This is a genomic window from Pseudomonas sp. FG86, assembly GCF_057808775.1.
The window spans coordinates 30290-47198 of sequence record NZ_JBMDIS010000043.1 but is presented as its reverse complement, the minus strand read 5'-3'; the positions used below and the strand labels follow the sequence as shown (position 1 = coordinate 47198).

Sequence of the window (16909 nt, the reverse complement as noted above, 5' to 3'; positions counted from 1 at the left end):
CATTTCCCATGCTCAAACTGTTTGCCCTGGCGCTGACCCTGGTGGCCGGCGCCGCCCAGGCCGATGCTACCCTGCACACCGACTTGCCGTTGTCCTACCTGGAACAGACCCAGGGCGATGCGCGTAACCAGCCGTTGGTGATTTTCCTGCACGGGTTCGGCAGCAACGAGGAAGACTTGTTTGGCATCAAGGATGCGCTGCCGTCGACCTGGACCTACCTGTCAGCCCGCGCGCCCATGCCCGTGGACCCCCACGGGTTTCGCTGGTTTACCAAGACGCCCGGTGAGGGCGATTACGATGGGGTGACTGAGGATCTGCAGAGCAGCGCCAGGCTGATCAAGGACTTTGTCGCCAAGGCCACCGCCAAGTACCACACCCAGCCTGACCGGGTGTTCCTGGTGGGGTTCAGCCAGGGCGCGATCATGTCTTACGAGGTGGCATTGCGTGATCCGGAGCTGGTGCGCGGCATCGCGGCGCTCAGTGGCAGCGTGCTGCCGGTGCTCAAGGCTGAGCTCAAGCCGGATTCGCGATTGGAACCCCTGGCGATCTTCATTGGCCACGGCACGTTGGACCAGGCACTGCCCTATGCGTCGGCAACGCGGGCGAATGAGGTATTGGAGAAGATCGGGCTGAAGCCGGAGTTCCATACCTATCCGGGCATGAACCACACCGTCAGCGCAGCGGAAATCCAGGACCTGAAAGCCTGGTTGGAAAAGAATTTGAAGTGAGCGCGCTGAATAAAGGTGGGAGGGGGCTTGCTCCCGATAGCGCAGTGTCAGTGAACAGATTCATTAGCTGATCCACCGCCATCGGGGGCAAGCCCCCTCCCACATTTGATTGGTGTTGTCAGGACTACTTGTTACTTACCGCCGGTAATCTGCTTCACCAACTCCGCATGCCCCTTCACATCATCCGCCCGCGAAATGGCCTGGATCACCAGCAGGTGGTTGCCCGAACCACCGAGGAAGGTGGAGTTCAAGGTCTTGCCGCCGCCCTGGGTGGCGGTGCTGTCCACCTGGCGCAGGCCCAGGCCCTTGAAGGTCAGTTTCTTTTCGTTTTGCTTCTTGAAGTCGGGCAGGGCCGCGCTTTGGTCCTTGACGAAACCGGCGACCGCGCCGTCGAGGAACTGCGGGTCGTTATCCTGGATGGTCACCCCATCGTTACGCACGGTTTCGGCGACAATCACCACACTTTTCGTGGTCTGGTTCGCGTACATCGTGCCTTGGGTATCGGCGGTGCCATCCTCGGCCTTGCCGGCCGGCAAGGTATCGGCCGCATAGGCCTTGGGCAGGCTGAAGGTGAACTTGCCGCCCAAGGTGGAGATGGTCTGCGTGGCCGGCTTGGCCGCGGCGAAGGCGCTGCCGGCGTTGAGCGCAAGGGCCAGCAGGACGGCGGTCTTGGTGAAAGTGGCCATGGGGAAGCGCTCCAGTGGTGAACGAAATTGCGCGGTATTCTGTCAGAAATTTCGCAAGATCGTTCGTCCACTGCCTTACACCTTGTCGGACTCTTCCTCAAGTCGGTCCATTTCAAACAGTCGCGCCAGTTCCGCACGGGCTTCCTGGGCGGTTTGCATCACCTTGGCCGCGTCGTCATACACCGCGTGCTGGGCGGCGAGGACTTGCAGGTCGTGGTTCTTGAAGCGGTTGATGCGCGCATCGGCCTGGGCCTGGCTCAAACCGAGGCCCACCAAGGTGCGGCGGCTCATTTCCAGGCTGGAATAGAAGGTCTCGCGCACCGGTGACGCGTCCAGGTCCACCAGGCGGTGAACGTGCTGGCGGTTACGGGCGCGGGCGATGATTTTCATGTGCGGGAAGAGGCTGCGCACCAGTTCGGCGGTCTTGATATTGATCTCCGGGTCGTCCATGGCGATCACGAAGAACTCGGCCTGGTCGACCTTGGCCGCGTGCAGGATTTCCGGGCGCTGCGGGTCGCCGTAGAACACCGGCATACCGCCGAAACTGCGGGTCAGCTCGATGGTTTCCACCGAGGTGTCGAGGGCGATGAACGAGATGTTCTGCGCACGCAGGATCCGCGCGACGATCTGGCCCATGCGGCCCATCCCGGCGATCACCACGCGCGGTGCGTCGCTTTCGATGGCGCGGTACTCCTCGGGCACTTCCACCGGTTTGACCCTGGGCTTGAACAGCTTCGGGCACACCAGCAACAGCAGCGGCGTAATGGCCATGGACAGGGTGATGGTCAACACCAGGATGTCGTACAGGTGCGGTTCGAACAGGCCCTGGTCGCGGCCGATCTTGAACACCACAAAGGCAAATTCACCGCCGGCCGCCAGCACCACGCCCAGGCGCAGGGCACTTTCGCGGTTGAGGTCGCCCACCAGGCGGCCCACGGCATACAGCAGCGGCAGCTTGAGACCGATCAGCAACAGGGTCAGGCCGATCACCACCAGTGGCGAACTGAGCAACAGGCTGAGGTTGGCGCCCATGCCTACGCTGATAAAAAACAGACCCAGCAGCAGGCCCTTGAACGGTTCGATCTGGGACTCCAGCTCATGGCGGTATTCCGAGTCCGCCAGCAGCAGGCCGGCGAGGAACGCGCCGAGGGCCATGGACACGCCGACCAGCTCCATCAGCCACGCCGTGCCGATCACCACCAGCAGGGCCGTGGCGGTGGACACTTCGCGCAGGCCGGTCTTGGCGACAATGCGAAACACCGGGCGCAACAGGTAGCGCCCGCCGATGATCACCACGGCGATGCTGCCGAGGATCTGCAACACGTGCTGCAAGCCTTGCGCTTCGTTGGTCGGGTGGTCGCTGCCGGCAAGCAGCGGCACCATGGCGATCAGCGGGATCGCGGCGATGTCCTGGAACAGCAGGATGGCAAAGGCCAGGCGCCCGTGGGGCTGGTTCAGCTCCTTGCGCTCGGCCAGGCTTTGCAGGCCGAAGGCGGTGGAGGACAACGCCAGGCCCAGCCCCAGCACGATTGCGCTGTTCCACGCCTGGCCAAACAGCCACAGCGCTACCGCGCCCATCACCAAGCCGGTGAGCAGCACCTGGGCCAGGCCGACACCGAACACCGCCTTGCGCATTACCCAGAGACGCTTGGGCGACAACTCCAGCCCGATGATGAACAGCAGCAACACCACGCCCAGTTCAGAGAACTGCGCAACGCTTTGCGGGTTGCCGATCAGCCCAAGCACTGACGGGCCGATGATGACGCCGGCGAACAGATACCCGAGCACCGCGCCCAATTGCAGGCGCTTGGCGAGGGGCACGGTCAGCACGGCGGCGAGCAGGAACACCACGGCTGCTTGTAACAGGTTGCCTTCATGGGGCATTGCGAACTCCAAAATCTTTAAAACCAATCGACAGGCGGCTATTAGAGCGCTTTTTACCGCTTCAAAATTGTGTTTTTGAGAGGTGTTTGCTTGAAGGCGGGGGAAGCATTTGAAGAAACCGGCGAAGGTCGGTCCTGAATACGCTGCCTGGCTGCATGCGTGCGATGTACGCGAACCGGGACATTATCCCGTGGTTTCCCGACGTTCAGCGCAAGATCGCTCCTTTCGCTGACGGCGTGTTTTGCCGTGCGCCGGGGTGGGCCTGCGGTATAACCCCACCGCCAGGCCAACGAGGATGATGGCAATCGAGATGAGGTTCGGCGTGGAAAGACGCTCGCCGAGGATCAGCATCGAACTGGTCATTCCGAATACTGGAATCAGCAAGGACAGCGGTGCCACGGTGGACACGGGGTAGGCCTTGAGCAGTGAGTTCCAACCCCAGTAGGCAACGTGCGTGGCCAGGTAGACCTGGAACAGGATGGCGCCTGCCGCCGTCAGGTCCAAGTGGGCGCCCAGGCGTTCGAACGGTGCGCTGCCGTGCAGCCACCACGCCATGAAGAACAGGGGGATCGGCGGAAACAGGCTGGCCCACACCATGAACGAGAAGATCTCTTTCACCCCTGATTGCTTGATGATGACGTTGCCGATGCTCCAGGCCAGCGCGCTGAGCACGATCAACATGACGCCCAGCAGCGCACGGTCGCCTTGCTGGGTCCAGATGATCCCCACCAGCCCGATCAAGGCGAGACAGGCACCGAGCACTTGCACCTTGTGGAGCTTTTCGCCGAACAGCACGAAGCCCCAGCCCATGGTGAAAAACACGCTGAGTTGGATCACCAGCGAGGCGATACCCGGGCTGACGCCGACCTGAATGCCATAGTTGATCACGCCCCACATACCCAGCCCGAAAATAAAGCCGTAGGCGGCCACGTAGCGGAACCGTACGGCGGGGCGTGCAATGAAAAATACCAGGGGCAAGGCGGCGAGGGCGAAGCGTATGCCGGTGAGCACAAACGGATCGATCGAGCGCAGGCCCAGTTTGGTGAGGGGGAAGTTCACGCCCCAGATCAACGTGACGAGCACGGCAAGCGCCAGGTGTTTTTTCAGCATGGGGGTTCCTTGAGGCAGTACGCAGTTTCAAAGGCGTTGAGGTTAGGGCGCTGGAAAATGGCCCGCTTGCCAGGTTGGGTCATGGTTTGACATTATCGGGCCATGATTCCGACCTTTGATGCCAACAGCCCTGATGCGCTGGTGACGCTGCGCGAATACCCCTCCGGCACGGTGTTCGCGCGGCATACGCACGCGCGAGGGCAGTTCGCCTATGCCGCCACCGGCGCGCTGAAAATGTTCACCGACCTGGGCAATTGGGTGGTGCCGCCGCAGCGGGCGATCTGGGTGCCCGGCGGCGTGCCCCATGAAATGCATATGCGTGGTGATGTGGTGATGCTCAACACCTACCTGGACACGGGCGCCGCCGCGCGGGCCGGCTTGCAGGCGCGCTGCCAGGTGTTTGACGTGTCGCCGCTGCTCAGGCATCTGTTGGAGGCGGCGTTGGCGATGGGGCCGTCGCCCGTCGCCAGCGTCCGCCATCACTGTGTGCTGACGCTGTTGATCGATGAAATGGCCAGCATGCCCGAACTTCCCCTCAGCGCACCGCTGCCGAGCGAGCCCCGGTTGGCACGCGCTTGCCAGCGCTTTTTGGAGGCCCCGACGCAAACCATCTCCATCGATGAGATGGCGGCGTGGTCGAGCATGAGTCGACGCACGTTTACCCGGCATTTCCTCCAGGACACCGGTATGACGTTCGTGTCCTGGCGCCAGCAGGTCTGCTTGCTGGAAGCCACGGCCCGGCTCAGCCATGGGGTGTCCATCACCGAGGTGGCACTCGCGCTGGGCTTCAGCAGTTCCAGCGCGTTCACCGCGGTGTTCCGGCGCAACCTGGGAGACGCCCCGGCGCGCTATCTGGCCAAGTCCAAGGCGGCAGCGTTGTTCTGAGACCTCGCCGCTGCCGCGTCGGTCAGGATTCACCTTCCAGCGGCCCGCCCTTTGTTACTATCGCTCCCCCTTGTCACCAGGAGTCACCGGCCCATGCAACACCAGTGGGATGAAATGCACCGCACCCGCAAGCCCACGTTCGTTCTGTGTGGCGAGCCCCAGGGGGATGTGCTCAATCTCTACGTTCACGGTTATTCGGCATTCTTCAACCGGCAACAACTGGGCAACTTCAAGGAACAACTGGCGGCAATCGAAGGTTCGACCAACCTGATGCTGTTCTGGCCAGCGGGGCATTTCCTGGAAAATGTGTTTGCGCCCTTCAAGGACGTGATCACCTCGATGCTCGGCGGGGGTGGCCTGGGAGCGGCAACGGTGGGGGTGGGCAAGGCGATCGCGTATTTTCTCGATCACTACAAAAGCGTCGAGGCGCGCGTCGATGAAGTGGCCAAGACCTTATTGCCCGAGCTGGCCAGCTACCTGCACGGCGAATCGCTGGACGTGCGGCGCATCAACCTGATCGGCCATTCCCTCGGCGCACGGATCCTGGTCAAGAGCGTGCTGGCCAACCCCGACACCGCCCGCGAACTGCCGTTGGACAATTTGCTGTTGATGGGCGGCGCGATCTGTACGTCGAGCCCGTGGGATGAAATAGCGGCGCCGCTCAAGGGGCGGGTGATCAACTGCCACTCCAGCAAGGACTGGGCCCTGGCGCTGAAACCCGACACCGAGCGCTGCATCGGTCGATATGCGATTCCCGTCACGCCGGCGCTCAAGGCCAAGGTGACGAATGTGCACCTGGCCAGCTTCGATCATGCCGCGTATTGGCCGCAGTTGCGCACGGTGGTGCAGTACACCGACCTGTTGCAGGAGCGGCGCGGCATGATCCGCGCCGACCAGCGCAGCGCGCAGGTGCGCTTTGCCGAGGAAGACGTGGACCTGTTTCCGGCGTTGGTACAGGCACGCGCGGAAGAGCTGAAATTCCTCGCCGAGTTGATGGCGCAAAAACGCAGCGCCTCGATTGACGCCAGCGTGCGCGAGCCGCTGAAGCTGGCGATCGAGCTACAGCGCATGGGCGGTGACAGCTTTATGAACCTGGCCCGTGGCCATGGCGTGAGTTATCGCCAGATTGCCGAGGACGTGGCGCAGCGGTTGGGGATCAAGTTCGATGATCCAGTGGACACCGTTGCATTGGCCGACATTGAAGCCCAGGTCGCGGAAAAACTGATCGAGCAGTACAAGCACAAACTCAGCAACGCCGACCGGCAAGTATTCGACGCCGAACTCCAGGCCGCCGCGCAAAAGGAACAGGGGCTGTTCAATCGTTTCGATGTCGGCCGTTCGGCCGCCACGGCCCTCAGCGGCACCGCCTTGGCGGGGCTGACCGGGTTTATCCTGCGCCGGGGGGCGGCCTCGGCGATTCCGGTAGTGGGCCAGGCGCTGGCGGCGGCGATGCTGGTGGTAAGCGGTGTGCGTGCGTTCTCCGGCCCGGCGTACTCCATTACCACCCTGGCGGTGCTGGTGATCGGCGTGATTCGCCAACGCATGGAGCGCGAGGCGCTGAACCAGGAGATGGACCTGGTGGTGCAGGTGGTCGAGGCATTCGATTTGCCTCGGGAGACGGTAATGCGCACGGTCGCGTCCGACTGATAAGCTGCGCCTCTGTCTTGTGTGTTTGCCTGGGATACCGCGTGAAATTCAGTCTGCCGAAAGTCGCTACCGCCCCGTTCTGCCCGCCGGAAGTTGCCGGCTCTATCATCGTTGACCCCAAGGCCTCGTTTTTCAAACGGGTGCTGATGTTCGCCGGCCCCGGCTTGCTGATCTCCATCGGCTATATGGACCCAGGCAACTGGGCCACGGCCATCGAGGCCGGTTCACGCTACGGCTACAACCTGCTGTTTGTGGTGCTGCTGGCCAGCCTGGCAGGCATGGCGGTGCAGTGCTTGTGCTCGCGCCTGGGTATCGCCACCGGCAAGGACCTGGCGCAACTGTGCCGCGAGCGCTACAGCCCGCGCTCTGCGCGCACCCAGTGGGCGCTGGCGGAAATCTCCATCATTGCCACCGACCTCGCCGAAGTACTCGGCTGCGCCCTGGCGTTCCACCTGCTGCTCGGCGTGTCCCTGACCACCGGCATTGTCATTACCGCATTCGACACACTGCTGATCCTGGCCCTGCAAAACCGTGGGTTCCGCCGCCTGGAAGCGATCATGCTGGCGCTGGTGGCGACCATCGGCGTGTGCTTCTTTATCGAGCTGGTGCTGATCAAACCCTATTGGCCGGACGTGCTCAGCGGCTTCACCCCGTCACTGTCGGCCATCAGCGATGCCGCACCGCTGTACCTGGCTATTGGGATCCTCGGCGCCACGGTGATGCCCCATAACCTTTACCTGCATACCTCGATCGTGCAAACCCGCCTGATCGGCAAAGACCTCGCCAGCAAACAGGACGCGGTCAAGCTGGCACGCATCGATACCATCGGCTCCCTGGCCCTGGCGTTGCTGGTCAACGCCGCGATCCTGATACTCGCCGCCGCTGCCTTCTACAAGACCGGTCATACCGATGTGGTGGAAATCCAGGACGCCTACCACCTGCTTGACCCGTTGGTGGGCGGTGCCTTTGCCAGCATCCTCTTTGGTGTCGCCTTGCTGGCGTCCGGGCAGAGTTCGACCTTTACCGGCACCATCGCCGGCCAGGTGATCATGGAGGGTTACCTCAACCTGCGTATTCCGTGCTGGCAACGCCGCCTGATCACCCGTGGGCTGGCGCTGATCCCGGCGTTCCTTGGCGTGTGGCTGATGGGCGATGACGCGATTGGCAAGCTGCTGATCCTCAGCCAGGTGGTGCTCAGCCTGCAATTGCCGTTTGCGCTGTACCCGCTGATCCGCATGACCGGCGACCCGCAATTGATGGGGCCGTTCGTCAATCGGCTGCCGACGCGGTGGCTGGCGTGGTTTCTGTTTGCGGTGATCAGCGGGGCGAATGCGTGGTTGCTTGGGCAGTGGTTGTTTTGAATCAGCTGGGTAGCTCGGGCGGTCTACACCAGGATCGCCAGCAGGACGTCCGGTAGAGGCACGTCGAAGTCATCGGGGATAACGGGTTTTCCTTTTGTGCCTGGGGATAGTTACCCGAAAAATCAGAACGAACCTACGTTTTCAAGAAGGACGTGTCCTCTGGGGACGTGTTCTGCACAACCGGTACCTCCCCTCGATCCCAGTACGGCACGGCCCCAAAACACTCCACGAAGTAATCGATCACCGTCCGCACCTTCAGCGACAAACGCCGGCTCCCGGGCCACAACGCCGCAATCTGCTGGGGCTCCAGGGTGGTTGCCACTTCGTACTCTGTCAGTACCGCCTGTAAGGTTCCGGCCCGCAGGCTTTCGCCGATCAGCCAGGAAGGAAACACCACCAGCCCCAGGCCCTGTTCGGCGGCGTGGGTCAGGGTGTCGGCGTGGTTGCCGGTGATCGGGCCCTTGACGCTGTAGGGCGTCCAGTCGCCCTGGCCCTTGCGGAAGAACCAGCGCTGCTGGCCGGTGATGCCTTTATAGGCCAGGCACTGGTGATTGAGCAGTTCGTCCGGGTGCCTGGGCGTGCCGTGCCGGGCCAGGTAGGCGGGGCTGGCGGCGATGCGAAAGCGCTGGGGGGCGAAGATGCGCGCCTGCATGCTGGAGTCGTTGAGCACGCCGATGCGGAACAGCAAGTCGGTGCCATCTTGCAGCGGATCAACGTAGGTGTCGGTTTGCTGGATATCCAGTTGCAGCTTCGGGTAGCGCCGGCATAACGCCCCCAGCCACGGTGACAGGTGGCGCTGGCCGAACACCATCGGCGCGTTGATCCGCACCAGCCCGCTGGGTTCGCTGTCCTGTTCCTGCAGGGCCTGGCTGGCGGCTTCCAACTGCTCCAGCATCACGCGTGCATGCCGTCCAAGTAGGCGCCCGGCCTCGGTGGGGGTCACTGCGCGGGTGTGGCGGTAGAGCAACTGCTGGCCGAGGGCCTGTTCCATCAATTGGATCTGCCGCGAAATGGAGGAGGGCGCCAGGCTTTCGCGACGTGCCACTTCAGAAAAGCTGCCATGGTCCAGCACCGCGACGAACAGGCGCAGCGCCTTGAAACTCAATTCATTCAAACCCTGCATCGTGTCCCCAGGCTGTGCGTAATGCGCAAAGGTGTTGTCCGTATGCTCCCATTTATCGCACAGCACGGCCACCGGATAATGCCCACCATCCAATCCTTTGTTAAAGCGCAGGTGATGTATGCAGGCCAGTTCTATCGAGGGTGTGGCGCGGGCCACCGCGAAAAAAAATGTGCTCAGGTTGCTGTTGTTGCCACTGGTGATCCTGGCGGGCATGGGCTTGTCCGTGGAAGCCGGTTTGCTCGGGCCGTTGGGTGTGCAGGTGGGCCACTTGTGGGCGACCTTGAGCATCTTCGGCGTCGGCTCGGCCATCCTGTATTTGCTGCTGTTGTTCAGCGGCCCGCAAAAGGGCCCGGCGTTGACCGACTTGCCGCGCTGGCAGTTGATCGGCGGCTTCCTGGGGCCGATGTATGTGGTGGTGTTGACCCTGGCCACGCCGCATATCGGTATCGCGATGACGATGATCGCGATTCTGTCGGGCCAGGTCGGCAAGAGCGTGCTGATTGACCATTTCGGTTGGTTCGGCACCGCGCGCAAGCGGGTCAATGGCGAGCGTTGGATCGCCTTGGCGTTGATTGTGGCGGCACTTGTTTTGATTGCACGAGGGTAAGGCAATGAACCTGATTCTGTTATTGGTGCTGGTGATTGCCGCGGGTGCGGTGTTGAGTGTGCAGGCGGCGATCAATGGTCGCCTGGGCCAGGCGGTGGGGGTATTGCGCAGCAGCCTGCTGACCTTTGCGGTGGGCGCATTGACCACTGCGCTGTTGATTTTCTTCTTCGAGCCGGCCCAGGCCTTGAGCCTGCTGGACGTACCGAAATGGCAACTGACCGGCGCGCTGTTCGGCGTGGTGTACATGATGGTCATGGTCGGCGCGGTACCGGTGGTCGGCACGGCGGTCGCCACTGTCGCGGTGATCGTCGGGCAGTTGGGCATGGGTATGTTGATCGATAACTTCGGCTGGCTGGGCAACCCGGCGATCGAATTGTCGGGCAGCCGCATCGTGGCCATGGCCTGCCTGGCCCTGGCGCTGGTGTTCATGTACCGCAGCAATACCCGTACCGATTGATGGTTGGAACCATCCGCGCCGGCCCGCAGTCACTGCTTAAGGTGCTGGCGCTCGCCGCACCGGACGACCATGAAGAAGGAGTCTGACCATGCCAGATGCAACCTGTGCCTGCCCACACTGCAAGTGCGTGTTGGGGGCTGATGCAGTAATGAAAGACGGTAAGGGTTATTGCTGCCAGGGCTGTGCCGAGCACCATGCCCATGGCGAACCCTGTGCAGCGCCGACGGGGTGTGAGTGCGCCAAGTCGGCCAAAGGCTGAGCGCAGTTATGACGGTGGGAGGGGGCCTGCTTCCTCCCACGCTTCAGCGGTTCGATTTGGGCTATTGGGTTTCCAGTTCCAGGCGCAGGCTGTGATCGGCCAGGCGGTGGCTGTCTTTCACCACGGCGCTGGTGCGCCGCCCCTCCAATGCAAACACTACGGTTTGCGCGGCATGTAGATCATCGGGCAGTGGCTGGAACACCTTCAACACCAGCCATCCGGCCCTTTGCTGCACACTCACTTGGCATTCGACATGCTTGGCCAGTGGCCCGAACAGCGTGTCCTGGGTGTAGTCAATCCGGGCCTTGCCGTTGACTTGCCGGGTCGAATCCATGGGTATCGCTCCTTGATCAAGCCTGGGCGCGCGCATCCGAGCGGCGCCATTGTACGTTTTCAATGCCGAATTTCTCGGCCTGCTCCTGGCTGGTTTTCTTCACTTGCTCACGGGCAAAGCGACCGATGCGCCCCACGCCGGCGTCACAGCTCGCCCAATGCCAGGCTTGAGCGGCATCGAGCTGTTCCAGGCGAATGATGAATGACTTGGGTTCGCCATGCAGGGTGTAGTCGATCACAAACAGTTTTGCGTTATTCATGGGCCCATCAAACCTTCAGGTGTAAGCAAGTGATCCTCGTGGGCCGCAAAAATTCACTCGGATTGTCGAGCGGTGGTCATTACCATGGCGGCTCACCCTTGAACGATGTGTTTCCCATGGCCCAGGCCGCGCCCCCCGACCTCAGTGACCACGCCGTCCCCGTACTGCCCCTGGCGCGCACCTACCCGCGCGGTTTGTACGTGGAGCCCCATAGCCACGACTGGGGCCAGTTGCTCTACGCCATGAGCGGCGTGATGTGGGTCGAGACACCCCAGGAGGCGCTGGTGGTGCCGCCCCAGCGGGCGGTGTGGTTGCCACCGGGGGTGGAGCACGGCATCCGCGTGGTCTCGGATTTGCAGATGCGCAATATCTACTTGCGTCCAGCCTTGGCGACGACGCTGGACAGCCAGGTGCAGGTCATCGAAGTCGGTGGGTTGCTGCGCGAGTTGATCGTCACGCTGGTGGAGCAGGGGGACACTGGCGATGCAGGCTATTACGACGCGGTGGTCGGCCTGGCCTTGCTGGAGCTGCAACGTGCGCGCCGCTCGCCCATTCGCATCGCCATGCCGGTGGGCGTCGACCGGCGGCTGATCAATGCCTGCCAGGCGGTCATGGCGGCGCCGTCCCTGGAGATTCCCTTCGAGCAACACGCCGAAGCGGCCGGCGCCAGTGTGCGGACGCTGGCGCGACTGTTCCAGAACCACCTGGGCATGGGCTTCGCCGAATGGCGTCGCCAGGTGCAACTGGCCACGGCGGTGGCTGAGTTGATCCAGGGCCAGTCGGTGAGTGCTATCGCACGCTCCCTGGGCTATTCGCCGAGCAGTTTCAGCGACATGTTCCGCCGCGAGCTCGGTGTGGCACCGTCGCAGTACAACGGCTGAGGGTTGGCCGAAATCCTGAAGCACTTGGCCGATGCTTCAGCGATGGGCTCTCTACACTGGGCCCATCTACCCATCAGGCACTCACCACCATGAACTATCTGATTTCCCTGGCTATCGGCCTGTTCGTCGGCTTGATCTACGGCGCCCTGGACTTTCGTTCGCCCGCACCGCCGGCCATCGCGCTGGTGGGCCTGATGGGCATGCTGCTCGGTGAGCAGCTCTGGCCCATGGGCCGGCAGTTGGTCGCCGGTTGGTTGTCCTGATCCCTTTCTTCCCCTCGATGGATATTGGCCATGAATGCACTGCAATTTTCCGCCACCGGCGACCTCACCGCCCTGCGCTTCGTCGAGGTTGCCACCCCGGTGCCCGCCGCCGATGAGGTGCTGGTCCAGATCAAGGCCGCGGGCCTTAACCCCAGCGACGTGAAGAACGTACTCGGGCGTTTCCCCTACACCACAGTGCCGCGCATACCTGGCCGCGACTTTGCCGGCGTGGTCGTGCAAGGTCCGCAGGCACTGGTGGGCCAGGAAGTCTGGGGCACCGGCCGCGACCTGGGGTTTTTCGCTGACGGCTCCCACGCCCAGTACCTCACCGTGTCGGCCAAAGGTGTCGCGCATAAACCTGCGCACCTGAGTTTTTCCCAGGCCGCCAGCCTGGGAGTGCCGTACACCACGGCCTGGGATGCGCTGGAGCGCAGTGGCGTGGGCAAAGGCACGCGGTTGCTGGTGATCGGCGCCAATGGTGCTGTGGGCGGTGCGGCATTGGCCTTGGCGAACATCCGCGGCGCCCACGTGTTGGCGGCGGTGCGCAAGGCTGACCAGGTCGAGGTGTTGCAGGGGCAAGGGTTCGACGCCATTGCGTTGGGCAAGCCCGAAGAACTGGGCGCGCAGGTTCATGCGGTGTTCAAGGGCGGCGCCGATGTGATCTTCGACACCACCGGTTTCTGGCTGCCAGCCGCCGTGGCCGGCCTGGCTCCGTTTGGCCGCATCGCGATCATTGCCGCACCGGTGGACGGCCACGTACAACTGCCGGCCCTGGCCCTGTACCGCAAGGGTGGCTCGGTGGTGGGCATCAATTCATTGCTCTACAACTGCGAGCAGTGCGCGGTGATGCTGGAGCAGTTCGGACGCTTTTTCGATGAAGGGCAACTGCCATTGCCGACTGGCCTGCGCGAAGTGGCGCTGGCCGATGGCGTGCAGTGCTATGAGGACGTGAATCAAGGCAGCGCCGACAAAATCATCTTGCTGCCTTGACACGATCAGGGCAGTTAAGGCCTTTCTGTAGGAGCGAGCTTGCTCGCGAAAAACCTCAACGATAACGCGCGCTTCCTGAATGAACGCGGCGCCTGTGAGTTTTTCGCGAGCAAGAACTAGGCGTCCCCCTCGCTCCTACAGACGGCGATGGACGCTGCCCCCTACATTTCGCTCGGCACTAGGCGTCGGGAACGCCTTTTTCCCATGCCGACCAGTTCTTCAGGATCGCCTGTACCAACGGATTGCCCGTGCGGTACAGGTTTTCCAGCGCGGGTACGAACCCTCCCTGGTCGGCGTATTTGAGCAGGTTGTCCACTTCGCTGTAGCCAGGGTACGGGCGGTCGAAGTCCGATCCGGCACGTACGACGGCCAGGCGCTGGATATCCACTAACCCTTCACGGCTGGCGCGTAGCAAAGCTTCATAGGTGGAGTTGTCTTCCTGCTGGGTGGTGCAGTATTCGCCTTTGTTGTCCGTGAGCAGCTTGGTCCACACCTCGGCGCGCTCGCTCAGGCGCGTGCCGGAGAACCAGGTATTGCCCGCCAGGGTGTCGCAACGGGTGACTTGCGGCGGCTGGTTGGCGGGGGCGGTGGGGTAGTGTTTGCGCCAGGCGGCGGACTCTTTGCTTTCCGTGAGTTCGACCTTGTGCGACAGGGCGAACGCCTTGGCCTGCAGCTTGGGGTTCAGCTCGAACACTTCGGTCTTGTAGTCCAGCGGCGGCTTTTCGTTGGGCCCCTTGGTGTTGATGCCGATATACCCGGTCGGCCAATCCTTGGGTGCATCCCGCGAATCCAGCTCCCACTGGGTGCCGAATTCCACCAGGTAGTGGGCCCAGGCGGCGGTGCCCAGGGTGCCGTGTTTCGGGCTGATGCCGGCGATCCCGGCGATCAGGAAATAGCTGTGGCGCAGGTCGAACTTGGGCGACAGCGCCAGGGCCAGGGTGGACGCGGCGGCGTTGGTCTGGCCCATGCCGGTGACCAGCAGGCATACGTCCTGGGTGTTGCAGCGAACCACCGGGTAGTCGGCAGACAAGCCCGGTACGCGCACCTCCTGCTTGAGTTCCAGGCGCTCGATCCAGGTTTGCGCCTCAGGGGCGAACATGGTGATCAGCATCACTTTCGGTTTGATCGGCGTGGGTGTGTCAGCCAGCACCATGTGGGGCAGCAGGGTCAGGCCGATAGCCAGCGTGAGACGGGTAAACGCTTTCATCCAGTACTCCTTGCTCAGAATTGGTAGCCCACGCCAGCGTAGTAACCCCAGCCGTCGGAGCGTGCGCGGAAGTTGCCTTCGCCGAAATTCAATTCGCTGCCATCCTCCCAGTTGCCGCCGTTATGAAAATAACGGCCGACCAGGGTGAAGCGCAAATGGGTGAATGAATACAGCAGCACGTTGGTTGCCACCAGCGAGTTGGCGGTACGGGCCGGGTTGTCCTTGTGCAGGTCCGAGCCGAAATCGTAGTTGGTGAAACCGATGTAGGTCAGCGAGGCACCGTTGTCGAACGTGTCGATGGGCACGATGTATTTCATTTGCGCACGGTAGCCGTCCCACGAATATTCATTGCTGGCGCCATAGTTTTCCCACTGGTAACGCCCATAGAAGTTCGCCGAGAGGTTGACACGCGAGTGGGTGTCGATATCGGTGCCGAGGCCGCTGTACAGGGTGTTGGCACGGTTGGCCTGGTTGCTGCCGTGGTCATAGATCCAGTCAAAGGCCACGTACCATTCCTTGAAGGGGCCGATGGCCAGGCTGCGGCCGGCCAGGTAATCGATGGAGATACGCGGCTCGTGCTCCATGAACACCGGCGAGCCATGGTCCCACGCGCCTTTGTCGTGACTGTTGCCGATGCCGAGGATCTTCGGCACGTCGATGTAGCCGTACAACTCGAAGGGGCCCTTGCGGCCGAAGTACTCGTATTCCAGGTAGACATCGTCCTGCGGCTTGGGGCCGAAGCTGATGTCCTTGCTGCCGATCAAGGTCAGGTCCTGGTTAAACCAGTCCGACAGGTACACGCCTTTTTTCGCCGGGCTGGCTTCCGGGCTGAGGGTTTCGCCCTGTGCTGAGTCATCGATGGGCGGTTGCTGCGCCAAAATGGGCGGGCTGAGTACTCCCGTAACGGCAACCAGTAGCAGGGAAACACCAAAATAAGCAGGACGCCTTGAGGTCAAGTGCATTGAAAATCCCTATTCGTACGCGGTTTGAACCCGATTCTTCGGGTTGAGGCGAACTTGGCGACCAAGTTCGTTCCGCACACGCTCGCACAGGTCGTACCAACTTTGCGCAATGGCTTGAATGGACTGGAAAAAATCGCGATTAATCGACCTTTTGATCAGAAATGACGCGGTGTCATTGTTTCAATCCGATTGAACAAGTGCATGGCGGTTTCGCGCCGGTATTCGCTGGGGGTCTGGTGCATCTCGATGCGAAAGTGCCGGTTGAAGTTGGACAGGTTGGCGTAGCCCACTTCAAAGCAGATATCCGCCACCGACATCTCGCTTTGCAGCAACAGGCGACAGGCGCGCTGCACGCGGAACTTGCGCATCAGGTCAATGAACCCGTGGCCGGTGTTGCGCTTGAAGAAGCGTGAGAAGCCCGGTTCGCTCATCTCCAGTTGCTGCGCGATGACCGACAGGCGCAAGTCGCCGGTCAGTTCACGCATCAGGTAGTCGAACGCCTTGTTGATGCGCTCGGCGCTGCGCGCGTCCAGGGTTGGTGCGTAGCAGGCGCTGGCCAGGGCTTTCACCTCGGGGGGCGGGGCGTTCCTCAGGGTGTCGAGCAGTTGCAGGAACAGGATCAGGCGTTGCAGGCCGTGGGCGCTGCCGATGGCCTCGAGCAAACGCGCAGCCTGCGCGGCGGTGTCGCCGCTGAACTCCAGGCCGCGCCGGGCCTGTTCGAACAGCGTGTGCAAGTCGCCGAGCTCCGGCAGGGTCTTGCGCAGGGCGAGGAGGGCGGCGCCGTCGAATTGCAGCACCACATCACGACCCTTCAGGTATTCGCCGGGTGCCAGCTCGCCAATCCAGTCGTGGGGCAGGTCCGGGCCGATCAGCGCCACATGCCCGGCGCTGAACGCCCCGATATAGTCGCCCGCTACCAGCTTGCCACTGCCCTGGCGGATCAGGTGGATTTCGAATTCGGGGTGGTGGTTCCAGCGCGCCAGCTCAAAAGGGTAGTCATGTTCGAACCAGCGAAAGCCGTGCTCAGGTTCGGGCAGGATCACTTCCAGCTCGGCAGGGCGGTGTTCGAACAGGGCGGCGCGGTCGACGGGCATGCTGATGCCTCTTTTGCTTGTGGAATCGCCTCAAAATACGCGGGTTGGCAACGGCAGCGCTACCTCTGGTTTCGTCCGGCGCTGATACTTTTTTGATCCGGGGCCGGCGGTTAAAAAAGTATCAGTCGTGCATGCGCCATGGGTTTGTTAGGGCCTGGCCAAGCTGCTGTAA

At 62.3% G+C, this 16909-nt stretch carries 19 protein-coding genes; 10 read left to right on the top strand and 9 right to left on the bottom strand.

The features are described from left to right. Positions 1 to 8 precede the first annotated feature (8 nt). Positions 9 to 728, top strand: coding sequence for an alpha/beta hydrolase (locus ACODSV_RS23420; protein ID WP_150053723.1), 720 nt, complete (start codon positions 9 to 11; stop codon positions 726 to 728). Between the two features lie 131 nt (positions 729 to 859). Here ACODSV_RS23420 and ACODSV_RS23415 read toward each other — a convergent pair whose 3' ends face one another. The 3 genes from ACODSV_RS23415 to ACODSV_RS23405 all read right to left on the bottom strand — a co-directional run bounded on the left by ACODSV_RS23415 (position 860) and on the right by ACODSV_RS23405 (position 4408). Continuing rightward, positions 860 to 1414: a DcrB/PsbP domain-containing protein gene (locus tag ACODSV_RS23415; RefSeq protein WP_150054647.1), complete on the bottom strand. Its 555-nt coding sequence runs from the start codon at positions 1412 to 1414 to the stop codon at positions 860 to 862. Between the two features lie 75 nt (positions 1415 to 1489). Then, positions 1490 to 3298, bottom strand: coding sequence for a monovalent cation:proton antiporter-2 (CPA2) family protein (locus ACODSV_RS23410; protein ID WP_150054648.1), 1809 nt, complete (start codon positions 3296 to 3298; stop codon positions 1490 to 1492). Positions 3299 to 3481: 183 nt separating this feature from the next. Then, positions 3482 to 4408: an EamA family transporter gene (locus ACODSV_RS23405; protein WP_150054649.1), complete on the bottom strand. Its 927-nt coding sequence runs from the start codon at positions 4406 to 4408 to the stop codon at positions 3482 to 3484. A gap of 102 nt (positions 4409 to 4510) precedes the next feature. Between ACODSV_RS23405 and ACODSV_RS23400 the strand changes: the two genes are divergently transcribed. The 3 genes from ACODSV_RS23400 to ACODSV_RS23390 all read left to right on the top strand — a co-directional run bounded on the left by ACODSV_RS23400 (position 4511) and on the right by ACODSV_RS23390 (position 8301). Further along, positions 4511 to 5293 carry an AraC family transcriptional regulator gene (locus ACODSV_RS23400; protein WP_150054650.1) on the top strand — a complete coding sequence of 261 codons (783 nt, stop codon included), beginning with the start codon at positions 4511 to 4513 and terminating at the stop codon, positions 5291 to 5293. Between the two features lie 93 nt (positions 5294 to 5386). Beyond that, a complete protein-coding gene (locus ACODSV_RS23395; protein ID WP_150054651.1) occupies positions 5387 to 6940 on the top strand; it encodes a DUF726 domain-containing protein in 1554 nt (517 codons plus the stop codon). A gap of 41 nt (positions 6941 to 6981) precedes the next feature. Continuing rightward, positions 6982 to 8301, top strand: a complete 1320-nt coding sequence (locus ACODSV_RS23390) for an Nramp family divalent metal transporter (protein ID WP_024074836.1) — start codon at positions 6982 to 6984, stop codon at positions 8299 to 8301. Between the two features lie 133 nt (positions 8302 to 8434). Here ACODSV_RS23390 and ACODSV_RS23385 read toward each other — a convergent pair whose 3' ends face one another. After that, entirely contained in the window at positions 8435 to 9424 is a 990-nt protein-coding gene (locus tag ACODSV_RS23385) for a LysR family transcriptional regulator (RefSeq protein ID WP_150054652.1), read from the bottom strand. A gap of 118 nt (positions 9425 to 9542) precedes the next feature. On the opposite strand from ACODSV_RS23385, the gene ACODSV_RS23380 reads away from it, so the two are divergent. The 3 genes from ACODSV_RS23380 (at position 9543) to ACODSV_RS23370 (ending at position 10747) form a co-directional block, all read left to right on the top strand. Further along, positions 9543 to 10031 carry a DMT family transporter gene (locus ACODSV_RS23380; protein WP_150054653.1) on the top strand — a complete coding sequence of 163 codons (489 nt, stop codon included), beginning with the start codon at positions 9543 to 9545 and terminating at the stop codon, positions 10029 to 10031. 4 nt (positions 10032 to 10035) lie between these two features. Beyond that, complete coding sequence (locus tag ACODSV_RS23375; RefSeq protein ID WP_024074839.1) at positions 10036 to 10488, top strand: DMT family transporter; 453 nt, start codon at positions 10036 to 10038, stop codon at positions 10486 to 10488. 88 nt (positions 10489 to 10576) lie between these two features. Beyond that, positions 10577 to 10747, top strand: coding sequence for a metallothionein (locus tag ACODSV_RS23370; protein ID WP_081329179.1), 171 nt, complete (start codon positions 10577 to 10579; stop codon positions 10745 to 10747). Between the two features lie 61 nt (positions 10748 to 10808). On the opposite strand, the gene ACODSV_RS23365 is transcribed toward ACODSV_RS23370, so the two are convergent. Both ACODSV_RS23365 and ACODSV_RS23360 read right to left on the bottom strand, forming a co-directional pair. Beyond that, a complete protein-coding gene (locus ACODSV_RS23365) occupies positions 10809 to 11081 on the bottom strand; it encodes a hypothetical protein (RefSeq protein WP_024074840.1) in 273 nt (90 codons plus the stop codon). A gap of 16 nt (positions 11082 to 11097) precedes the next feature. Further along, positions 11098 to 11340: a DUF6555 family protein gene (locus ACODSV_RS23360; RefSeq protein WP_024074841.1), complete on the bottom strand. Its 243-nt coding sequence runs from the start codon at positions 11338 to 11340 to the stop codon at positions 11098 to 11100. Positions 11341 to 11456: 116 nt separating this feature from the next. On the opposite strand from ACODSV_RS23360, the gene ACODSV_RS23355 reads away from it, so the two are divergent. From ACODSV_RS23355 to ACODSV_RS23345, 3 genes are all read left to right on the top strand, one after another. Then, positions 11457 to 12221 (top strand): AraC family transcriptional regulator, encoded by a 765-nt coding sequence (locus ACODSV_RS23355; protein ID WP_024074842.1) that lies wholly within the window; start codon positions 11457 to 11459, stop codon positions 12219 to 12221. Between the two features lie 89 nt (positions 12222 to 12310). Continuing rightward, the gene (locus tag ACODSV_RS23350) at positions 12311 to 12484 is read left to right on the top strand and encodes a DUF1427 family protein (RefSeq protein WP_024074843.1); all 174 of its coding nucleotides are present in this window, start codon (positions 12311 to 12313) and stop codon (positions 12482 to 12484) included. Between the two features lie 30 nt (positions 12485 to 12514). Continuing rightward, positions 12515 to 13474: a quinone oxidoreductase family protein gene (locus tag ACODSV_RS23345; protein WP_150054654.1), complete on the top strand. Its 960-nt coding sequence runs from the start codon at positions 12515 to 12517 to the stop codon at positions 13472 to 13474. A gap of 178 nt (positions 13475 to 13652) precedes the next feature. Here the strand turns inward: ACODSV_RS23345 and ACODSV_RS23340 are convergent, their stop codons facing one another. The 3 genes from ACODSV_RS23340 to ACODSV_RS23330 all read right to left on the bottom strand — a co-directional run bounded on the left by ACODSV_RS23340 (position 13653) and on the right by ACODSV_RS23330 (position 16737). After that, a complete protein-coding gene (locus ACODSV_RS23340; RefSeq protein ID WP_150055082.1) occupies positions 13653 to 14681 on the bottom strand; it encodes a purine-nucleoside phosphorylase in 1029 nt (342 codons plus the stop codon). A gap of 14 nt (positions 14682 to 14695) precedes the next feature. After that, entirely contained in the window at positions 14696 to 15643 is a 948-nt protein-coding gene (locus ACODSV_RS23335) for a nucleoside-specific channel-forming protein Tsx (protein WP_150095550.1), read from the bottom strand. Positions 15644 to 15798: 155 nt separating this feature from the next. Beyond that, positions 15799 to 16737: an AraC family transcriptional regulator gene (locus ACODSV_RS23330; RefSeq protein WP_024074847.1), complete on the bottom strand. Its 939-nt coding sequence runs from the start codon at positions 16735 to 16737 to the stop codon at positions 15799 to 15801. Positions 16738 to 16909: the final 172 nt, after the last annotated feature.